At 56.2% G+C, this 20759-nt stretch carries 13 protein-coding genes; 9 read left to right on the top strand and 4 right to left on the bottom strand.

What is annotated here, in order from left to right; translation table 11 throughout:
• Positions 1 to 415: 415 nt before the first annotated feature.
• Both argS and H7F31_RS29955 read right to left on the bottom strand, forming a co-directional pair.
• Positions 416 to 2200 (bottom strand): arginine--tRNA ligase, encoded by a 1785-nt coding sequence (argS, locus tag H7F31_RS29960; RefSeq protein WP_187101797.1) that lies wholly within the window; start codon positions 2198 to 2200, stop codon positions 416 to 418.
• A gap of 337 nt (positions 2201 to 2537) precedes the next feature.
• Positions 2538 to 3644, bottom strand: coding sequence for a winged helix DNA-binding domain-containing protein (locus H7F31_RS29955; RefSeq protein ID WP_187101796.1), 1107 nt, complete (start codon positions 3642 to 3644; stop codon positions 2538 to 2540).
• A gap of 174 nt (positions 3645 to 3818) precedes the next feature.
• On the opposite strand from H7F31_RS29955, the gene H7F31_RS29950 reads away from it, so the two are divergent.
• Both H7F31_RS29950 and H7F31_RS29945 read left to right on the top strand, forming a co-directional pair.
• Positions 3819 to 4127, top strand: coding sequence for a Dabb family protein (locus H7F31_RS29950; protein WP_187101795.1), 309 nt, complete (start codon positions 3819 to 3821; stop codon positions 4125 to 4127).
• Between the two features lie 198 nt (positions 4128 to 4325).
• On the top strand, positions 4326 to 4994 hold the full coding sequence (locus H7F31_RS29945) for a bifunctional 2-keto-4-hydroxyglutarate aldolase/2-keto-3-deoxy-6-phosphogluconate aldolase (RefSeq protein WP_187105608.1): 669 nt from the start codon (positions 4326 to 4328) through the stop codon (positions 4992 to 4994).
• A gap of 621 nt (positions 4995 to 5615) precedes the next feature.
• Here H7F31_RS29945 and H7F31_RS29940 read toward each other — a convergent pair.
• Positions 5616 to 6398 (bottom strand): DUF817 domain-containing protein, encoded by a 783-nt coding sequence (locus H7F31_RS29940; RefSeq protein ID WP_187101794.1) that lies wholly within the window; start codon positions 6396 to 6398, stop codon positions 5616 to 5618.
• A gap of 279 nt (positions 6399 to 6677) precedes the next feature.
• Here H7F31_RS29940 and H7F31_RS29935 point away from each other — a divergent pair, with 279 nt between their 5' ends.
• The 7 genes from H7F31_RS29935 (at position 6678) to H7F31_RS29905 (ending at position 18826) form a co-directional block, all read left to right on the top strand.
• Positions 6678 to 10460, top strand: a complete 3783-nt coding sequence (locus H7F31_RS29935) for an ABC transporter ATP-binding protein (protein WP_187101793.1) — start codon at positions 6678 to 6680, stop codon at positions 10458 to 10460.
• A gap of 317 nt (positions 10461 to 10777) precedes the next feature.
• A complete protein-coding gene (gene fumC / locus H7F31_RS29930) occupies positions 10778 to 12163 on the top strand; it encodes a class II fumarate hydratase (protein WP_187101792.1) in 1386 nt (461 codons plus the stop codon).
• A gap of 497 nt (positions 12164 to 12660) precedes the next feature.
• Positions 12661 to 13854 (top strand): glycine C-acetyltransferase, encoded by a 1194-nt coding sequence (locus H7F31_RS29925; protein ID WP_187101791.1) that lies wholly within the window; start codon positions 12661 to 12663, stop codon positions 13852 to 13854.
• Between the two features lie 12 nt (positions 13855 to 13866).
• Positions 13867 to 14847 carry an NAD-dependent epimerase/dehydratase family protein gene (locus H7F31_RS29920; RefSeq protein WP_187101790.1) on the top strand — a complete coding sequence of 327 codons (981 nt, stop codon included), beginning with the start codon at positions 13867 to 13869 and terminating at the stop codon, positions 14845 to 14847.
• A gap of 162 nt (positions 14848 to 15009) precedes the next feature.
• The gene (locus tag H7F31_RS29915; RefSeq protein ID WP_187101789.1) at positions 15010 to 15579 is read left to right on the top strand and encodes a helix-turn-helix domain-containing protein; all 570 of its coding nucleotides are present in this window, start codon (positions 15010 to 15012) and stop codon (positions 15577 to 15579) included.
• A 297-nt stretch (positions 15580 to 15876) separates the two neighbouring features.
• A complete protein-coding gene (locus H7F31_RS29910; protein ID WP_187101788.1) occupies positions 15877 to 17904 on the top strand; it encodes an ABC-F family ATP-binding cassette domain-containing protein in 2028 nt (675 codons plus the stop codon).
• Positions 17905 to 18175: 271 nt separating this feature from the next.
• Positions 18176 to 18826, top strand: a complete 651-nt coding sequence (locus H7F31_RS29905; RefSeq protein ID WP_187101787.1) for a fumarylacetoacetate hydrolase family protein — start codon at positions 18176 to 18178, stop codon at positions 18824 to 18826.
• A 1288-nt stretch (positions 18827 to 20114) separates the two neighbouring features.
• Here H7F31_RS29905 and H7F31_RS29900 read toward each other — a convergent pair.
• Positions 20115 to 20711, bottom strand: a complete 597-nt coding sequence (locus H7F31_RS29900) for a hypothetical protein (RefSeq protein WP_187101786.1) — start codon at positions 20709 to 20711, stop codon at positions 20115 to 20117.
• Positions 20712 to 20759 lie beyond the last annotated feature (48 nt).

Below are 20759 nucleotides of genomic sequence, written 5' to 3'. Positions count from 1 at the left end.
GAAAAATCATACACGATCAGCCGGAGGGTCCTGCGCCAGCGGCAACGTGTATGAAAAATCATACACAATCAGCCGTAAGGGCTTGTGCCAGCGGCAACGTGTATGAAAAATCATACACAATCAGCCTGAAGGCCCTGCGCCAGCGGCAACGTGTATGAAAAATCATACACGATCAGCCGAAGGGCCCACCGCCAGAGGCAACGTGTATGAAAAATCATACACAATCAGCCGTAAGGGCTTGTGCCAGCGGCAACGTGTATAAAAAATCATACACGATCAGCCGAAGGCCCCGCGTCATGCCATGTACGAAGGGTCTGCCTCACCAGTCATCTAGTAATGACTGGTGGGGCAGACCCTCTTCGTTAGCGCTCAGACGTCACGGGGCGTTTGCAGCAGCCGCAGTTGGTCTCGTCACTTAGAGCTCCTCGAGCGTCCTAACGCCTAAAAGCGTCAATCCTTTGCCGAGCGCCTTGGAAGCCGCCAGGACGAGGCCGAGCTTAAATGACTGCTCCGAAACGCTGCCGTCCAGCACTTTGACGTGGTGGTAGAACCGGTTGAACGATTGCGCCAGCTCCAAAAGATAACGAGCGAGCACGGACGGCTCGTGTCGTTCGGCAGCTTGAGCCAGACGGGCTGGATAAAACGAGATCTGCTTGAGCAGCGGCCACACGTGATCATGTTCAGCTAAGTGCGAGCGGCTTCCAGTCAGCGGGCCGTTGACGTACAGACTGTCAGGAGATAAAGGCGTCGTGTTTGCTGCGGGCTGATCGTCTGATTCAGACTTGTTTCCATCGTTCTGCAACTCGGCCATCCCCGCCGCCGCCTTCCGCTGAATGCTTGCCATCCGGGCATACGTGTATTGCAGATAAGGTCCGGTCTCTCCCTCGAAGTTCAACACGTCCGCCAGCGAGAAGTCGACGTCGAGCGTGCGCGTGTTTTTCAAATCGCCGAACACGACCGCGCCGATTCCGATCGCCTCGGCTGCGGCTTCTTTGTCGCGGAGAGCGGGATTCTTCTCCTCAATGATGCGTCTCGCTTGTGCCACCGCCTCGTTAAGCACATCCTCCAGAAATAATACCTTCCCTTTGCGAGTGGACATTTTCTGCCCTTCCATCCTCATCAGCCCGAATGGAATATGCTTGCAACGGCCTTCCCATACGTTATCCATCTTGCCGAGCACCTTGAATACCTGCTCGAAATGCAGCGATTGTTCGCCGCCCACCACATAAAGCAGCTGCGAAGCCTTCATGACGTCGCGGCGATAGATGGCGGTCGCCAGGTCGCGCGTGGCATAGATCGAGGTACCGTCGGACTTGACGAGCAAGCAAGGCGGCATCCCGAATTCGTCCAGCCGGACGACAAGGGCGCCATCGCTTTCCTCCAGTAAGCTTTGGTAACGAAGCTTTTCGATGACCGACTCCATCTTGTCATTGTAGAAGCTTTCGCCAAGCACATGATCGAATGTAACCCCGAGCCGCTCATACAGCTTAGTGAACTGCTTCAGACTTTCGCCGATCATATCCCGCCACAACCCCGCCGCCAACTCGTCCCCGGTCTCCAGCCTGCGGAACCACTCCCGGGCTTCGTCCTCCAGCTCGGGATGACGCTCCGCTTCCTCGTGGAATTTCACATACAACGACAGATAGTCCTTCGTGGGGTTGTCGCTGGCCCGAATCGCGGAAGCGTCGCCCCATTTGAGGTAGGCGACGATCATTTTGCCGAATTGCGTGCCCCAGTCGCCGAGATGATTGACATTTACGGTGTCGTAGCCCACCTCGTCCAACATGCGATAGATCGCGTTGCCGATCATGGTGGAACGCAGATGCCCGATGCCGAACGGCTTGGCAATGTTCGGAGACGACATGTCGATGACGACGCGTTTTCCTTCCCCGATGTTTGGCCGCCAGAATGTTTCCGATTGCGAACGCTCGAGAAGCTCTGCGCCGAATGCGGATCGATCCAGCTTGAAGTTCAAATACGGTCCTGCCGCTTCGGCGCGAAAGAGAGGATGGACGATAGTGTCCGCAAGAGCCGCGGCGATCTGCCCCGGGCTTTGCTTCAGCTTCTTGGCCAGCACGAAACATGGCAAAGCCAGGTCGCCAAGCTCATCGTTCGGCGGGAATTCCAGCAGGGGCGTAATTTCTTCCTTGGCAAGGGGGAGAAGAGGGGCTAGCGCATCCACCAGTCTTTCTTTGATCATGTTTTTTCCTCCTAATTCGAGGCGGCCAGCCGCATGAACGCAAAAAATCCCCGTCTCTGCTAGAGACGGGGAATACCCGCGGTGCCACTCTGATTATCCGAATGCGCAATGGCGTTCGGATCTTGTCTTGGCCGTAACGTGGCCGAACCGGACCGACCTTGAGACCACGATAAGTCTCTCGGAAAGCCGCCTCCAGGGCCCTCTTCGTTCGACGGACGTTGACCGGCTCCCACCATCCCGGCTCGCTATGCAACGTTGCTCCGATGAATTACTGTCCCGTTCACTGACGTTATAGAGTATTATAACGTCTCGTTAGCGGAAATCAAGGGGGAATCGTCTAATCGGCTTCCCAGACGATAGAAGGCTCGCGTTCGGGCTCAGCGAACGCTAACAAGAGGCCGCCCTCCTCCTCCAGCAATCCACGATCTTCATCCCTTATCGGTCCCAGCGGACGAAGGTGCAGGATAGCGGCGTGTTTCGATGACTCAATGCGCCACAGCCCTGCTACGAAACCGTCGACGAGGAAGGTGGACTTAATGATGCCGTTCACCGTGAATACGAGCGGCTTGTAGGCCGGATCCATGATCCGGCTTCGATCCTGGTAGGATAGCAGCATGTTGTCAAACTCCGAGAGGAATCGGACAGGGGCTGCCGTATCTTCCGAAAGCAATATCATGTCGGCCATGTCAAACAACTCCTGGCCTGCTTCGTCACGGTATGTCCGAAGCTCGGGGCGCAGCTTCTCAAGCACGGGACCCAGCTTGGAGAGTCCGGACCAGACGCCGATATCCTTGACCGACGCGGGGCCGAAGGCGCGCAAATAGCGGCGGATCAGCTCCAGCAAGGCGTACTCGTTTCCTTCCGCCAGCGGCTCTCCGAGCCACTCTTCTACTGTTGCATGCGTGGCTGCGCCAGAACGTCCCCATACGCCCCTTGGCGGTAATTGAACGAGCGGCAAGCGGCCGCGGACGGCTGCCGCTAGCGAGCCGGACGCTGCAGAAGGCCATTGCTCCCGAAGCAGCTTGCCCAGCTCTTCGAATGTACCGTGGCCTGCCGCAATCAGTTTTTGAGCGCGATCCTCAAGCAGTTCCATGTCTACGCCGGCTAGAGATTTCCCATGCGTCCCCATTAGCAAGCGATTCTGCACCGGCTGCAGAACCGAACGAAAGGAAAGACAATCGCGTGCGGACACAAGATGGATGGTAGATCGCATAAGCGCGATGCGCACTGCATCCCTGCCGAGCAATAATTCCGACAGCATGGATGGCTCAAAACCCTGCAGCCTGCTCCACAAAGCGTAATAGGGCGGTTTCGGCGATTGGGCTTGCAGCCCCATCAGTTGCTCTACGGCCTCGAGTGGCGACAGAGTGGATCGTTCAAGCAGAAGCTGGCGATGGAGCAACGTCCGATTTAAACATTTTCGGCTAAGTTGAAAGGCAGACATCTGATCATCCTCCGTCCCTGATATATGACAAGTATAGCTAAATAGTGGACGAGCCGGATAGGAGGAGGTCGAAATTCCGTTTACAACAATAGCTGATGCCATTCGCCTTAACCGGGCATCCACCTTATAATGAAATAGACAAGAATTCCATTAAACAAGAGGGAGAGTTACATAATGAGCAATGAAAGCGGCTGGATTCTGCATTCCGTTATTTTCACGCTGAAGCATGAGAAAGGCTCCGAAGCGGAGCGCCGGTTCCTGGAGGACGGCGAACGAATTCTCACTTCCATCCCCGTAGTGAAGGGATTCAAGGCGTACAAGCAAGTCAGCGTCAAAAACGACTACGACTTCGGGTTCGCCATGGAATTCGACAGCCAGGAGGAATATGACGCCTACAACAATCATGACTTGCACACGTCATTTGTGTCGGAGCGTTGGGAGAAGGAAGTCGAGAAGTTTCTGGAGATCGACTACAAGCTGTAAGGAGTAGCGCGTCTCGAGGCGCTTTTGTTAAACGACAATTCCCAGAGGTTAAAATTGGATTTCATTTGTTTAGACTACCGAGCGAGTGACGAACGCAGGCTCCTAGTTGCCGGATTTACGGAAAAGCTCTATAATGACGCTAGAGAAAACGAACAATTTCGAACATAGACGTACGAAAAAGGGAGAGGGACTAGCGTGTTGAAAAAGCTGAAAGTATTGCAGCAATTGACGGATGCCGGAGTCGTGGCCGTGCTTCGCGCCGATTCGGCGGAGGAAGTAGCAGAGATGGCGAGACGCGCCATTAAGGGCGGCATCAAGGCAATCGAAATCACCATGACTGTACCGTTTGCGCTTCGCGCGATCGAGCAGCTGTCCAAGGAATATTCCTGCGACGTATCTCCGGAAGCGGACAACTTCGCCATCATCGGAGTGGGAACGGTGCTGGATCCGGAGACGGCCCGCGCCGCGATTCTGGCAGGAGCGGAATACGTAGTTGCCCCCGCGCTGAATCCGGATACCATCAAGCTGTGCAACCGCTATGCAGTGCCGGTCATGCCGGGGACGATGACGATCCAGGAAATTCAGAACGCGCTCGAGCTTGGCGCGGACGTGGTCAAGCTGTTCCCTGGCAATCTGTATTCGCCTGGCGTTATTCCGTCCATCAAGGGACCGCTTCCGCAGGCGAATATTATGCCGACAGGTGGCGTGTCGCTTGACAATCTGAAGGATTGGATCAAGGCGGGCGCTGTTGCCGTCGGCATCGGTTCCGACCTGACAAAGGACGCGGTGAAGACGGGCGACTTCTCGATCATCGAGCAGAAGGCCGCCGCTTATATGGCCGCTTACCGCGAAGCCAAAGGGCTGTAGGCCCGACGAGACTGTCCCCATACGATGGCAACAAGCGCCTGACGAAGCTTATGGCTTCGCCGGGCGCTTTTTTGCGCTTGAATGGATTAGCAAGCTTGGAAGTGGCCAGACGGTATCGCGTGACAGTGATGAATCCTTATTTTTGAACTTGCTTGGCGTGCGAGCACATCAGTTTAAGGGGAGTCGCGGCACCTAACAGACACCAGCGTCGCTATTTCGTCAAAAAAGGGACGTTGCGAAACGTAACGGACATCAGAAACCTTATTAGCCTCAAAGCAGCGGGAAATGCGTCATTTTTGGTGCAATAGAGTCACCAGTGTCCATTAGATCTCCAAAGCAGGTCAATAGGTCGAAATAAGATCATCCCTGTCCGTTAGCGGACGAGAGCGGGGAGGAATCATCGGCAACGTACGGACATCGTCAGTGAAAAGCTCATACGTCCGTTAGCGGATGGGAGCAGGGAAGAGTCATCGGCAACGTACGGACATCGTTAGTGAAAAGCTCTTTCGTCCGTATCGGACGAGAGCGGGAAGGAATCATCGGCAACGTACAGACATCGTCAGTGATAAGCTCATACGTCCATTAGCGGACGAAGTCTGCGCCAAACTGACGCTTTGTCGATCACTTCTCGCTCCCCCTCGGGTGCATGCCCGCCTTTACATGCTTTAATTGCGCCACGATGATGACGCTGATGATGACCAGCAAGAACCACGAGCTGATCTTGCTAAAGCCGACGAGCTGCCAGGACTGGTGCTGGTCGGGATATTTCCAGGCATCGAAAAAGGTCGCGATATTCTCGGCCAGCCAGATAAAGAAGCCGACGATGGCGAAGGCAAGCGTCAAGGGCATTCGGTACGTGACGCCGCGAACCCGGTACAGAATCCATGTTCTCCAGAACACGATCAGCACAAGCCCCGTCAGCCACCAACGGAAGTCGGGAATAAAGTGATGCGTAAAAAAGTTCAAATAGATCGCGCCTCCCAGCAAGCCGGCGGCGGGAAGCCCCGGCCAGCCGGTCATGTCCATGCGCAGTCTTCGCCAAATTTGGCACATGAAGCTCGCTACGCTCGCATACATAAAACCACTGTAGAGCGGTACCCCAAACACCTTCGTGAACCCGGGTTCCGGATAAGACCACGAGCCCATCTTCACCTTATAAATTTCAAGAGCCAATCCTATGAGATGGAATACGCAAATCACTTTGATCTCATCAAGCGTCTCCAACCCGCTGCGATACATCAGGAATTGCACGGCGAGCAAGACGAGCAAAATGGCGTCGTAACGATGGATGAAGGGCCAATCCACCATGCCGGACAGCGCTAAAGTGCCGAAGATGGCGACGGGAAACAGGCAGCTCATAGCCTGATGGTAGCCGAAATGCAACAGCTGAATAACGGATTTCATAGCGGAATCACCTCTTTATGTCGCCGGATAGGCGGCTGTTCATGGATCTCGACACTAAGCATAAGGGAATGACCGGCTTCTAAAAAGAGAAAAATCCCCCGCGTTTTTTCCGGTTTTCGCAGGCGCTGCCGTCCACTGCGCGAATTGCGGCCGGCAAGCCAAGCTCCAGCCCGCTGGCACAAGTCCATCCCGTTAATGGCAAATTATCCATTCCATTTTCCGAGCCTGTGCATTAGAATTATAATGATAATCATTATCAATATTAGAAGGGTGATAACTATGACCACCGCAACCCGGAATAGCGAGACGCGGCAGGAACCCGCAGCATCGCAGAATTCCGAATCATCTGCCAGCTCGAAGTCCGGTTCGACTCCCCAAGGCAGCCAAGGAAAAAAGGCGGCCAATAAGAAGCCGCCGACGCCGTTCGCCCGGCTGAAGCCGTTTTTGATGAAGCGCAAGATGTCGCTTGCCGGCTCCATCGCGACAGGCGTTTTGGCGACGCTGATGGGGCTCGTGCCTTATTGGATTATCTATCGCATTTGCGTGGGGCTGGTGAACGGAACTCTGCTGGCCGACAGCTCCGAATTGATGCTGCTCGCAGGGCTCGCCCTGCTGGCCGTTGCGCTTAAGGGCGTACTGACCGCCATATCGACGGACTGGACGCACCGAGTCGCCTATGACGTCGTCTATGAAGTGCGGATGGCACTGGCCGACAAGCTGGCCAAGATTCCGCTCGGTTACTTCGACCGGACGGACAGCGGCCAAATCAAACATACGGTTAACGAGGATGTCGAGGGGCTGGAGGAAGGGATCGCTCATCTTTTGCCGGATATTACGAAAAGCGCTGCGTTGCCGATTCTGTCATTCGCCATCATGTTCGCGCTGGAGTGGCGGATGGGGCTGGCCGTGTTCGCGTTCATCGCCGTGACGGTGATCGGCTATTCGTTCGTCATGACGCGCCTGAAGCCGATTCAGGCCGGATTCGGCAAGGCGGGCGCCGCAGTCAGCAGCGCCATACTTACTTACGTATACGGCATGAAGGTCATCCGGGCTTTCTCGCGAACCGGCGAAGCCTTCGAATCGTACGCGAAGGCCGTTCGGGAATTCTCCGACGTCAGCTCGGAGATCGAACGCAAGGGCATGCCCTTCAAGACGCTAGCCGTGCTGCTGTCGCGTACGGCGCTTCTGATCGTCGTTCCGTCGGGATTATGGCTAATCGGCCGCGATCAATTGACGGTTCCCGCGCTAGTGTTCTTCATCCTGATGTCGCTCGGCGTGGGAGCGGCTCTGTTTAAAATGCTTCGTTCCAGCGGCATGACGGCCTTCCGTCTGTCCGCATCGCTCAAGAACGTCAGCCGACTGCTGGAAGAAGCGGAGATGCCAGCCGTCGATAAGGCAGCCGCACGCGAGCCTCAGAACGCTTCCATCGCATTGAGGGAAGTCAGCTTCGCCTATAACGAGCAGCCGGTGCTGAACGAGGTGTCGCTGGAGGTGCCTGCCGGCACGTTTACGGCGCTGGTGGGCCCTTCGGGCGCAGGCAAAACGACGATCGCGCGCCTGCTGCCCCGCTTCTGGGATGTCACGGACGGCTCGGTCGTGATAGGCGGAGTCGATGTGCGCGAAATGGACGAGGAGAAGCTTATGTCCCTCGTGTCGTTCGTATTCCAGGATGCTTACCTGTTCCGCGGAACGATCATGGACAACATTCGGTACGGGAAACCTGAGGCGACCGATGAGGAAGTGATGGACGCGGCCCGACGGGCAGCCTGCCACGACTTTATTGCGGAGCTGCCTCAAGGGTATGCCACGGAGGTGGGAGAAGGGGGAATGGCGCTCAGCGGAGGCCAGCGGCAGCGAATCAGCCTCGTGAGGGCGATTCTTAAGGCTGCTCCGATTATTATCCTGGACGAAGCGACGGCGCTTGTGGATCCTGAGAACGAAGCGCGCATAAGAGACGCGCTGGCATCCCTCACCCGAACGACGGACGGCGAACGCAAAACGATTCTTGCCATCGCCCATCGTTTGGGTACGATCGTGCACGCCGATCAAATCGTGGTCGTCGACGAAGGCAGGGTCGTCGCGAAAGGGACGCACGAGGAGCTGCTGCTGGCGAGCGAGTTGTACCGGCGCATGTGGGAAGCTTACGAAAGCGGCGCGGAGGATCTTGAGCGGGAGGAGCCTGTCGTTGCAAGAGACAGTACGGGTGAGAGAGCCCGTCGGCTGGATCCGGAGACGGTACTCGCGGGCAGCGCAGTCGAGACGAATGGCAGCTCGGGGGTTTTGCACGAGCGGGAGGCTGACGAGATCGACGATCCGCATCGCCGCTTGAACGAGATGTCCTCCCTTGAGCAATCCATGCTGCTCGCAGGCGATGAGAAAAAAGGCAAGCTCTGGGGCGTATATGCGTTTTCGGTGCTGGAGAACGTGTTCGTCGCGCTCGGCTCCATCGCGGTGGCGATCGCCGTGTATGCGGCATTGTCCGGTCGCATGGAAGATGCCTGGCAGGCCGTCCTGTGGATGGTCGCCATGTTCGGCGGGCAGGCGGTCTTCTACTATTGGACGAACAAGTGGTCCTTTCCGATGTTCGGCCACTTCCTGACGCATATGCGCTTGTATTTGGGAGACCGGCTTCGCAAAGTGCCTTACGGATTTTTCCTGCAAAAGGACGCCTCCCTGCTGGAATCGAGAGTGAAGTCGGATGCGGGCACCTACATCTTTATGCCTTCCATCGTGGTCGGCCTCATTAAGGGCTGGGTTATCCCGCCGATGATTCTGGCCGCCATGATGTGGATCGACTGGCGGCTGGCGCTAGTATCGTTGGCGGGCGTGCCGATTAGCCTCGCTGCCACCTGGCTGGCGGAGCGGAAGCTCAAGGACATTATGCGGAAGCTGTCGGATGCGCGCCAGGAAGCCAACAGCCGCATTCTGGAATACATTCGCGGCATTGCGGTCATACGTTCGCTAGGCTTGACGGGCAGCCGGATGCAAAGCTATTCCCGGACGATTCTGGCCTACAAGAAGGCCAGCATTTCCATTAACAAAGAACTAACGCCGTTTACGGCGGTGTACAACGTCTCGTTCGAGCTTGGTCTTGCGCTTGTGTTGCTTGTCGGAGGCGCGTTGATCGGCCAGGGAACGCTCGAGCCCGGACAGTTCGTCGCGTTCCTCATTCTGGCGATCTGCTTCTACGAGCCGCTGCCGCTTATGGATTATGCCGTGTTCCGTCGCATGTTCATGACGACGGTCGATCATATGAACGATATTATTCTGACCGACGACGTCAAGCTGCTGCCGGCTACCGAAAGGCGTGAGCCAGAGGGCCACGGCATCGTCTTCCGCGACGTGACCTTTGGCTACGGCGATGAATCCGTGTTGATGAATTTGAATCTAACTATCCCGGAGAAGGGAATTACGGCGCTTGTCGGTCCTTCCGGAGGTGGCAAAACGACTATCCTGAACCTGATCGCGCGCTTCTGGGATGCGGGCCAAGGAGCTGTCTCGATTGGCGGCGCGGACGTGCGGGGCCTGGAATCCGATGAGCTGATGGAGAAGATTGCTTTTGTGTTCCAGGATGTGTACCTCTTCAACGACACGGTCGCGAACAATATCCGTTACGGCAATCCCGACGCCACGATGGAGGAAGTGATGGAGGCGGCACGCAAAGCCCGTTGCCACGACTTTGTCGAGAAGCTGCCGAACGGTTACGATACGGTGGTCGGCGAAGGAGGAGGCTTGCTTTCCGGCGGCCAGAAGCAGCGGATCTCGATTGCCAGAGCCATGCTGAAGGACGCGCCGATCATTCTTCTCGACGAAGCGACGGCTAGCGTGGATCCCGACAACGAGAAGCATATACAGGAGGCGTTCGAGGAGCTGGCCCGCGACAAGACGGTGGTCATCATCGCCCATCGGCTGAATACGGTGCGTCATGCGGATACGATTGCCGTCATTGACAAGGGACGGGTTGCGCAATTCGGCAATCATCTCGAGCTGATCGCCAGCGACGGCTTATACCGCCGGTTCTGGCAGGAGCGCAAGAGAGCGCAGGAATGGGTGTTGAAATAAACGCTCCGGCTTGCTTCTGCGTCCGATTAGCGTTATAAATGAAAGAGGTTGTTTACTATAGTAGTTCAAAAAGTCCGCTTCCCATTACGAAGTAATCCTAGGAGTTTACTCGACATCGAATATTGAATGCAGCCGAACCTAAGCATATGCTTTCGAAGTATGTTTCCTCCGGAAACAATGCGGTTGCTCACGTAGCTCTGCTACGCTCCGCTACTCAGTTTCTAGCTGCCTTCAATCTTCTCGGTACTGAAAACCGAACTTTTTGAACATGTATTGCAAGAAGGAATCATTTTTAGCGCAAAGGAGACGTTGCTGTAATGGATTATCGGATTGAGAAGGACACGATGGGCGAAATTCAAGTTCCCGCGGATAAGCTGTGGGGAGCACAGACGCAGCGCAGTTTGCAAAACTTTAAAATCAGCGGTGAGAAGATGCCGCTCGAGGTCGTCTACGGCATGGCGATCGTTAAGAAAGCATCCGCGTTCGCGAACCTGAAGGTTGGCGTGCTTGATGAGGAGAAGGCAGCGGTCATCGGCGAAGCCGTCGACGAAATTCTAAGCGGCAAGTGGGATGCGGAATTCCCTCTCGTTGTTTGGCAGACTGGCAGCGGCACGCAAACGAACATGAACGTCAACGAAGTGGTCGCGCGCCGCGCGAACCAAATTCTAGAAGCTCGCGGCAGCGCGACGCGCATTCACCCGAATGACGACGTCAACCGCTCGCAAAGCTCGAACGATACATTCCCGGCGGCTATGCATATCGCGGGCGTCATCGCGGTCGAAGACCGGCTCATCCCTGCGCTGGACGTGCTTAACGGAACGCTGCGCGCGAAGGCGGAGAAGTTCGACAATCTCGTAAAAATCGGCCGTACCCACCTGCAGGACGCGACTCCGATTACGTTCGGCCAAGAGATCAGCGGCTGGTACTCCATGCTGGACAACACGCGCGCGATGCTCATTCAGAGCGTGGACACGATGCGCGAGCTGGCGCTTGGCGGCACGGCGGTCGGCACGGGCCTTAACGCTCATCCGGATTACGCGGTCGCGGTAGCCGAGGAAGTTACGGCACTGACAGGCAAGAAGTTCATAACGGCGCGCAACAAGTTCCATTCCTTGACGAGCCATGACCAAATGGTTTATACGCACGGCGCGATCAAAGCGCTGGCCGCGAACCTGATGAAGATCGCCAACGACGTCAGATGGCTGGCGAGCGGTCCTCGCTGCGGCATCGGCGAAATTTCCATTCCGGAGAACGAGCCGGGCAGCTCCATCATGCCGGGCAAGGTCAATCCGACGCAAAGCGAAGCCATGACCATGGCGGTTTGCCAGGTTATCGGCAACGACGCGGCGATCGGCATGGCGGCGAGCCAAGGCAACTTCGAGTTGAACGTGTTCAAGCCGGTCATCTTGTATAACTTCATTCAATCCGTGGCGCTGATGGCGGATTCCATGATTTCGTTTAACGACAACTGCGCGGTCGGCATCGAGCCGAACGAAGAAGTCATCAAACGTAATCTGGACCAGTCCCTGATGTTGGTTACGGCGCTCAACCCGCATATCGGTTACGAAAACGCGGCGGCGATCGCAAAGAACGCGCACAAAAAAGGGCTGACGCTTAAGGAATCCGCAATCGCAAGCGGCCTTCTGACGTCGGAGCAGTTCGACCAGTACGTCCGTCCGGAGAATATGATCGGCAAACGCTAATATTTGAATATTGAATACCGGGAAGGCCTCCGTTGTTTTACAGACGGAGGCCTTTTTGTTGTGTTATTACAGTCTGAATAGCACGGCCGATTGCGATACCCCGATTTGAATGTAGCGGAAATGAGGAACCTTATTTCGGGAATTCCAACGTTTTTTTAATGCTTATGGAACTAAGCGCCGCTATTGGCCTGCAATTAAGGTGATTTCAAACAAATCCCAAGCAATAAAGGCTCTCAGTTCCGTCACTGCTAAAAAAGTACCATAATTCGACGAATAACGTCTCTCATTTCCGCAAGCCTCTATATCTAGCGGTGTTCCAAGATTCTACGACGTCCGAGAGCCGGTTCGGAATAGAGATTCGTGGCTCAAAGGAGTTCGAATGAAAACGCTATATTGCAATATGTCGTATTTTTGTGTAGTATAACATATAAATGCGATAGTGTAATAAAATATACTATCGCATACATGTTGTCCAAGCGACGAATGGGGGAATTCGAATGGGGAGCTCTACTTTGTCTTCGTTTATAAACGCTCAATTGGCCGATCTAAAGGTCCGGGGGTTATACAATACGATCGAGCCGCTGGAGAGCGCGAACGGTCCGGTTATCCGAATGGGAGGCCGGTCGTTCGTGAACTTGTCTTCCAATAACTACCTGGGTTTGGCGACCGACAAGGGGCTCGTGGACGCTGCCGTACAGGCTACGTTAAAATTCGGGGTCGGCAGCGGCGCCGTCCGTACGATTAACGGGACGTTGTCTCTCCACGTCGAGCTGGAGGAGAAGCTGGCGGCGTTCAAAGGGACGGAAGCAGCTGTCGCGTATCCGTCGGGATTCAACTGCAACATGGCGGCAATCTCGGCCATTATGGGCGAAGGGGATGCGATTCTGTCGGATGAGCTCAACCACGCGTCCATTATCGACGGCTGCAGATTGACGAAGGCGAAAGTCATCCGGTACGCCCACTCCGATATGGACGATCTGCGAGGAAAGGCGAAGGAGGCCAGAGAATCGGGCCAATACGCAAAGATCATGGTCATCACGGACGGCGTGTTCTCGATGGATGGCGACATCGCGAAACTTCCCGAGATTGTCGATATCGCGGAGACCTATGACCTGATCACCTATGTGGACGATGCCCATGGTTCGGGTGTACTCGGCGGCGGTGCGGGTACCGTGAAGCATTTCGGGTTATCCGGCCGCGTCGATCTGCAGATCGGCACGCTGTCCAAGGCCGTCGGCGTCGTCGGAGGGTACGTGGCATGCTCCGAATCGGTTGCGGACTGGCTCAAGGCGCGCAGCAGGCCGTTCCTCTTCTCGACGTCGCTGCCTCCGGGAGCGGTTGCGGCAAGCATCGCGGCGATCGATCGGCTGCAAGAGAGCCGGGAGCTGCAGGAGAGGTTGTGGAGCAACGCGGCCTATCTGCAGAACGGTCTCCGGAAGCTGGGATTTTCCATTGGCCCGACTCAGACGCCTATCACTCCGTGTATCATCGGAGACGAAGAGAAGACGCAGCGTTTCAGTGCCATGCTGTACGAGGAAGGCATATACGCCAAAGCGATCGTGTTCCCAACCGTGCCAAAAGGAACGGGGCGCATCCGAAACATGCCGACTGCCGAGCATACATCGGAAATGCTCGACCGTACGCTCGCCGCATACGCGAAGGCGGGCCGCGAACTCGGAATCATTGGATAGGAGGAGTGCGGGATGAAACGAATACTGTTGACCGGTGCGCTTGGACAGATCGGGAGCGAGCTCGCGGTCAGGCTTCGGGAATTGTACGGGAGTGACGCAGTCTTGACGACGGACGTTCGGGAAGACCGGAGCGAGGCGGCGCAAGGCGGAGCCTTCCAGCTGCTGGACGTTACGGACGGCCGGGCGTTTTATGAGGCGGCCAGGGTCCATCGGGCCGACACGATCATCCATCTGGCGGCACTCCTGTCCGCCACGGCCGAAGCGAAGCCATTGTTCGCTTGGCAGCTGAATATGGGAGGGCTGCTGAACGCGCTGGAGACGGCACGGGAGCTGAGCTGTCAGTTGTTCGTGCCGAGCTCGATCGCCGCTTTTGGACCGGACGCCCCCAGGCAAGGCACGCCGCAGGACGCGCCGCTGCGTCCGGGAACGATGTACGGGATTAGCAAAGCGGCCGGCGAGCAGTTGAGCGACTATTATTACAGGAAGTATGCCGTAGACGTAAGAGGCTTGCGGTTTCCCGGCTTGATCTCGCATGCCGCTCCTCCTGGCGGCGGAACGACCGATTACGCCGTCGAGATGTACGTCGAAGCTGTCAAAAACGGAAATTATACTTCATATATCGGGAAAGGAACGTTCCTCGATATGATGTACATGCCTGACGCGATCGATTCCGTCGCTTTGCTGATGGAAGCCGACGCTTCCCGGCTAAAGCGCCGCAGTGCCTATAACATAACGGCCATGAGCATAGATCCCGAAGCGATTGCGGCCAGCATCCGAAGACAACTGCCGGGTTTCGAGCTCCGCTACCATATCGATCCCCTTCGCCAGGCGATTGCGGACGGTTGGCCCGACGCGATCGATGCTTCGGCCGCGCGCGAGGAGTGGGGGTTCCGGCCCGCATATGATCTGGACCGGACGACCGACGAGATGCTGACGACTCTCTCCCGCAAGCTGCTTAGTAGCGAGGGAGGCTCGATTTTGTTGCCACAATAGAATTTGAGGCTTTGCTTTGCAAAGCTGAAGGTCGCTCATCTCTGAAAGGCCTCGAATAGAGGATTTTTAAGTGTCTAAGTCCTTGCATTGCTCCGATTGAAGTTTTGCTCATGTTAGGCTAGAATGAAACGACAAAACGATAATGCGAGGAGGCCGATTCCGATGGAGCCGATCCATAAGAAGGTTGGCAAAAATCTGCACGCCATCCGGAAGTCGAGGGGCCTCAGCCTCGACAACGTCGCCGAGATGACCGGCGTGAGCAAAGCGATGCTGGGCCAGATCGAACGGGGAGATTCCAATCCGACGATTTCGGTGCTGTGGCGCATCGTAAACGGACTGGGCATCTCTTTTACGACGCTGATCGAAGAGGTAGATTCGGACGTCACAATCGCGACGCCGGGCGATCTGGAGTCGTTTGCGGAAGAAGAGGGCGCGTACCGGACATTTCCGCTGTTCCCGTATCGGCTGCGGAACAAATTCGAATCCTACCTGGTCGTTATAGAGCCGGGCTGCGAGCATGACTCCGAGCCTCATAACGACGGCGTAGAGGAGTATTTATTCGTCCAGGAGGGCGTCCTGGAGCTGGAGCACGGGGATGAACGCTACGAAGTGCCGGCAGGCAGCGCCGTTCATTTCCACGCGAATCGGCCCCATACGTACCGCAATCATGGCGAGGAGACGGCGAAGTTTTTCGCGGTCATCTTTTACGCGGACGCTGCGGCGCGAGGTTAGTCGATATTCCATTACAGCTTAATGAACGGAAAACGTAAGTTTAATAGCGAAGCGGTTTACCTATCAAGTTTCTCGTGGCCGATGGGTGATCGATTAGTTGCGCAAACGCGGTGTGCCGCGAGAAAATGAATTAGACGTACGCTGGGGAGAAGTATTTGGTCGTTGACCAGATACTTTTCTTTATTTTTTTGGAGTGATCGAGCCTTGCGCTCACAAGCGTCGCGTGGCTGCTGCCGATTATGGTATGATACTTATGGTTTCCATTCGTTTCATACTAAATATAAAGTAGGTTTGCATATGCATCTGATATCGGTTGAACATATAACAAAAAGCTATGGCGAGAAGCTGCTGTTCGAGGATGTCACGTTTGGTGTTGAGGACGGGGACAAAATCGGCATCATCGGCGTCAATGGCACGGGCAAGTCAACGTTTCTGAAGGTCATCGCGGGGCTGGAGCAGCCGGATTCCGGAACCGTTTCGGTGGGAAGCCGGGTTGTCATCCGCATGTTGTCGCAGGACCCCGTATTCGCGGCCGGCGAGACGGCGCTGGAGCATGTGCTTGGCGGGGACTCCCCGCAACTGCGGGCGGTTCAAGCTTATGCGGAGGCTATGGAAGCTATTGGGCTAAATGCGGGCAGCGAGAAGCTGCAGCAGGAACTTATCGCGGCGAACGCGAAGATGGATGAACTGGACGCGTGGGGACTCGAGAACGAAGCGAAGACGGCCCTCACCAAGCTGGGAATCTACGATCATGGCGCCAAGGTAGAGACGATGTCGGGCGGCCAGCGCAAGCGGGTTGCCATGGCGGCGGCGCTGCTGCTGCCCTCCGACGTGCTGATTTTGGACGAGCCGACGAACCATATCGATAATGAGTCGGTCGCCTGGCTGGAGGGGATGCTGCAAAAGCGGCGCGGCGCGCTGCTCATGATTACGCATGACCGCTACTTCCTTGATCGGGTCAGCAACCGCGTGATCGAGCTGGACCGCGGACAAGCCCATTTCTACCAGGCGAACTATAGCCGCTTTCTGGAGCTCAAGCTGGAGCGCGAGGAGCGGGAGGCCGCATCGGAAGCGAAGCGCCAGAACTTATTGCGCAATGAGCTGGCGTGGATTCGGCGGGGAGCAAAGGCCCGGACGACGAAGCAGAAGGCGCGGATCGACCGGTTCGAGGCGCTTAAGGCGGCAGGACCCAAGGGAGCGGACGGCAAGCTGGAGCTGTCGGTGGCTTCCTCGCGGCTGGGCAAGAAGATCGTCGAAGCCGAGGATGTAGGCAAAAGCTACGGAGATCGCCAGCTTTTCTCCGGGTTCAGCTACATCGCCGTGCCGGAGGATCGAGTCGGCATCGTCGGACGCAACGGAAGCGGCAAGTCGACGCTTCTTCGCATATTGGCCGGGAAGATAGAGCCGGACGAAGGAACGGTGGAGCGCGGCTTGACCGTAAAGCTGGGCTGGTTCTCGCAGGAGCGCGAGGAGATGGACGAAAGTCTTCGCGTTATCGAATATATTCGCGAGGACGCCGAGCAGGTGAAGACGGCGGATGGCACGACGATCTCCGCCGGCCAAATGCTGGAGCGGTTCCTGTTCCCTCCGGCGCTGCAATGGTCGCCGATCTCGAAGCTGTCGGGAGGCGAGAAGCGGCGTTTGCAGCTGTTGCGCGTACTGATGAACGCGCCGAACGTGCTTCTGCTAGATGAGCCGACAAACGATCTCGATATCGCAACGTTGACCGTGTTGGAGGATTATCTCGACGACTTCCCCGGCGTCGTATTCGTCGTCTCCCATGACCGCTACTTCCTCGACCGTACGGTGGATCGCATTATCGCCTTCGAAGAAGGCGGCGTCATTACGCAGCATACCGGCAATTATTCGGAATACCGGGAGTTTGCGGACAAGCGCTCCGCTGCAGGAACTGGAGGCGGCAGCTCGGCGGTGTCCGGCGGCGGAGGGAATACTAGCAAGTCGGGCGGATTCGCTGGCGGAGCAGGCTCTGGCGCGAATGGAGGCAAGGCGAGCGGCTCCGCAAGCGGAGCTTCTGCCTCACAAAGCAGTGCGGCTGCGAGTGGTTCATCCGGTCGCGAGCGCGCGCTCAAGATGTCGTACAAGGATCAGAAGGACTACGAAGCGATCGACGGATGGATCGCTGAAGCCGAGGAGGAGCTCTCCGCCGTAGCAGTAGAAATGGAAGCCGCCAGCAGCGATTCGGTGCGGCTGCAAGAGCTTGCCGCCAAGCAGCAGCAGCTGGAAGAAAAGCTGGAATCGCTTATGGAGCGGTGGACGGAGCTTAATCTGCTCGCGGAAGAGATTGCCGCGCAGAAGAAGGGCTGATCCAATTCATGACGCGCGGAGCTAGGCAACATACCTTGATAATACGTAATATGGCATAACCAAAATACGCAATACGGCATAACCAACGATATTCACTATAGCGATTTTGTTTACCACATAAGAATTAGTTTTTCGGCGTACCGAAAAACTAATTCTTATTGGCGATAAAACTTCCTTATGCTTACGAAGCGGCTTTGCTTTGCAAAGCTGAAGGTCGCTCATCACTGAAGTACTTCGATAAAAGTTTTTCTCATTAAAGGAGGCCACTCGAATGGGAGCACATAGCGTCGAAACCAAAGAAATCAAAAACATCTACTGCATCGGCCGCAACTACCGGCTGCATGCGCTGGAGCTGGGCAACGAGGTGCCGGAGTCGCCGATGGTGTTTACGAAACCCAGCCACGCGGTGGCCGCAATGGATGGAAGCACGGTAGAACTGCCTGGTGGCGTCGGCGAAGTGCATTTCGAGCTGGAGATCGTGTTGCGCGTCGGAGAAGGGTACAAGCCAGGCGCTCCGGTTGACGAAATGTTTGACGCCATGACACTGGGACTCGACTTGACGCTTCGCGACGTGCAGTCAAAGCTTAAGGCAAAGGGGCATCCATGGCTCGCGGCCAAAGGATTCAAGAGTTCGGCCCCGCTGGGCGATTGGATTCCGTACCCGGGCGAGGCAGCTCTTGCAGGGACGGAGTTCATCCTGCAGCGCGGAGAAGAAGTCGCTCAGCGCGGCTGCGCGAAGGACATGCTGTTCGGCGTGACCGAGCTTGTCCGCCATATCGAGGCGAACTACGGCCTTGGCCCCGGCGATCTGATCTTCACGGGCACGCCCGCGGGCGTAGCCGCCCTTCGGGACGGGGATACGCTCCAGGCGTTCTGGGGCGAGCAGAAGTTGGGCGCTTGCACGGTGGCATTAAAGAATTAAACCGTTGCCGAGCAATGGAAACCGCGCGGAAAACGGCAAGCGCCTAATGGCACGTCAGACGGCAACCGGCAAACACCAAACGGCAAACACCAAACGGCAAACGCCGTTGCGAAAGCAAATGAAGAAGCTCGCCATACCTCGGCACCCTCAACGGGAGCGAGTATGGCGAGTTTTTTTACCACAATAAAATTTAAAAGTTTTCGACCATACGAAAACCGAAATTCGATTTAGCGATAAATCCTGCTTCATGCTTCCGAAGCGGCTTTGCTTTGCAAAGCTGGAGGTCGCTCATCTCGAGAGGCCAAGGTAGAGGTTTTCTCATTGGAATATAGGAATAGGAAAGCAATATCTCGCATTCTTTCTCTATTTATCTCGAGAAGAAACCAAATCGTGCACGAGTTTGTCGGTGGTACCGACAATCGAGTTGCCAAAGCCGACCGGATCGACTCAATATAGTGGAGAAATCCACCATATCGAGCCGAATTCGGGTACAACCGTCTGATAAAGTGGAAGATTCCGCTATAATTCACCAAAGTTAGCCGCGCGGAGCTACTTTGTGGGCTGTAATCCGAAAATCGGGCTATTGGAGCGCCGCCGGAGCTGCCGAGCGCAATAGCCCGAGAAAATCGGGCTATTGGAGCGCCGCCGGAGCTGCCGAGCGCAATAGCCCGAGAAAATCGGGCTATTGGAGCGCCGCCGGAGCTGCCGAGCGCAATAGCCCGAAAAAATCGGGCTATTGAAGCGCCGCCGGAGCTGCCGAGCGCAATAGCCCGAGAAAATCGGGCTATTGGAGCGCCGCCGGAGCTGCCGAGCGCAATAGCCCGAGAAAATCGGGCTATTGAAGCGTCGCCGGAGCTGCCGAGCGCAATAGCCCGAGAAAATCGGGCTATTGGAGCGCCGCCGGAGCTGCCGAGCGCAATAGCCCGAAAAAATCGGGCTATTGGAGCGCCGCCGGAGCTGCCGAGCGCAATAGCCCGAGAAAATCGGGCTATTGAAGCCACGCCGGAGCTGCCAAGCGCAATAGCCCGAGAAAATCGAGCTATTGGAGCGTCGCCGGAGCTGCCGAGCGCAATAGCCCGAAAAAATCGGGTTACAGAGCCGTGTGGTGCCGTCGAACGTAGCTGTTTATCTGCCTTACCGTCCCTCGAGCTTCCTCCACTGCTTTCTCCCATCGTTTTCTATATCGAGTGTAGTTTTATCCTTATTTGAACTTGTTGCACCGCTAAAGGAAGGCGAAAGCCGCGCTCAAACGTATGCAACGGCAAGCGGAATCCCATTTGGCCGTGTATCAACGTCCGGCGCGGCGTTTCTTTCTCAGCACCAACCCAATCGCGATACTTGCCGCTATTATCGCAACGGCGCCGGCAAGCGCGGGCCATGGAAGCCTGACGTCAAAATCTTTCGCCGAATCGGCAACGGGCTGATCGAGATCCTTGTTCGGCGGCACTCCTTGGCCTAATAGATCAAGATCCCCTTGAGCTTGCGAAAGGGCCTTCGTACGAGTGCATATCCCCGTGCCCGGTTCGTCTCCGTTCCCGTCGGGACCGGAAGCGTAGGCATAAACCAGATAGGACATGCCTTTCTGGAAGAAGAAACCGCAATCGCCGCCGCCGCTGCCGGTCCACACCGTAATGCGCGTGCCGGCCTCACCTTTGTACACGGTCCCCGTCTCGAACTGGATATTTTTAATGGAAAAGCCTCGTTTGCTTTTGGTCTCCGTTACATCAGCCACTGTCCCGGCAAATACGATTTGTGCCCCTTCGGCGGCATCCATAACAGGCTTCGGTTCCGCGCAACTGCACGCAAACGTTGTTTGGGGCAGGTATGCCATCGCAATGCCGGTCAGCAAAGCTGCCAGCAGAATGAGTTTGCCTATTGTTTTCAAAGGAACCCTCCTGTTCGTCTTATTAAAAATATAGGAAAGCATTTCGCC

This window comes from Paenibacillus sp. PAMC21692, from assembly GCF_014303795.1.
GTDB lineage: Bacteria > Bacillota > Bacilli > Paenibacillales > Paenibacillaceae > Pristimantibacillus > Pristimantibacillus agaridevorans.
Note: the sequence above shows the minus strand (reverse complement) of the source record. Positions and strands in the feature narration are given on the sequence as shown.